Below are 1,143 nucleotides of genomic sequence, written 5' to 3' on the forward strand. Positions count from 1 at the left end.
TTAAGTATAGTAAAATAGGGAATAAATAATATATAAATTTATTTTTATAAATAAGGAGGTATTAAGGTGGATAAATTAGCAACATTTGCAGGTGGATGCTTTTGGTGTATGGTAAAGCCATTTGACCAATACGAAGGAGTAAAAAAAGTAGTATCAGGATATACAGGAGGTCACACAGAAAATCCTACATATGAAGAAGTTTGTAGTGATACAACAGGGCATATAGAATCAATACAAATAACTTATGATGATGAATTAATAARCTATGAAGACCTTTTAAATATATATTGGAAACAAATAGACCCAACGGATAGTGGAGGTCAATTTAATGATAGAGGACATAAATATAAGACTGTAATATTTTATCATGATGAGAAACAAAAGGAATTAGCAGAAAAATCTAAAAAAGAGTTAGAAGAAAGTGGTATATTTAAATCACCAATAGTTACAGAAATACGTGAAGCTACAGTATTTTATGAAGCAGAAAATTATCATCAAGACTATTATAAGAAAAACCCTAATCATTACTATAGCTATTATGTTGGTTCTGGTAGATATTTATTCAAAAAGGAAAGTTGGGATAGAAATAATTTAAATAGAGAATTATTAAAAGAAAAGCTTACTCCTATACAATTTGAAGTAACACAGAATGATAAAACAGAACCACCCYTTAAAAATGAATATTATGATAATAAAGAAGAAGGAATATATGTTGATATAGTAAGTGGTGAAGTATTATTCTCATCTAAAGATAAATTTGATTCAGGTTGTGGATGGCCAAGTTTTACAAAGCCAGTAAAAGAAACTAGTATAATGGAAAAAAGTGATTTTACACATGGTATGTTTAGAACAGAGGTAAGAAGTAGTAAAGCTAATTCTCATTTAGGTCATGTATTTAACGATGGCCCAAAAGAATTTGGAGGACTTAGATACTGTATAAATTCAGCATCACTTAAATTTATACCTAAAGATGAAATGGAAGAAGCAGGATATAAAGATTACTTATATTTATTTGAGAAATAACTATATTAAATGAAAATAATTTAATTAAAAAATAAGCTTAATAAAATGATTAAACAAAATTTAAAATAATAGTATAACTTTCTAAAATATATTACAAATAAAAAAGGAGCATATGCTCCT

1 protein-coding gene is annotated in these 1,143 nt (G+C 26.8%); it reads left to right on the top strand.

From position 1 onward, the window contains the following. Positions 1 to 66 precede the first annotated feature (66 nt). Positions 67 to 1,023 carry a peptide-methionine (S)-S-oxide reductase MsrA gene (gene msrA, locus G3997_RS03805; protein WP_296648376.1) on the top strand — a complete coding sequence of 319 codons (957 nt, stop codon included), beginning with the start codon at positions 67 to 69 and terminating at the stop codon, positions 1,021 to 1,023. Positions 1,024 to 1,143 lie beyond the last annotated feature (120 nt).

Origin of the sequence: Romboutsia sp. 13368, assembly GCF_018336475.1 — a bacterium.
In the GTDB taxonomy this organism is placed as follows: domain Bacteria; phylum Bacillota; class Clostridia; order Peptostreptococcales; family Peptostreptococcaceae; genus Romboutsia.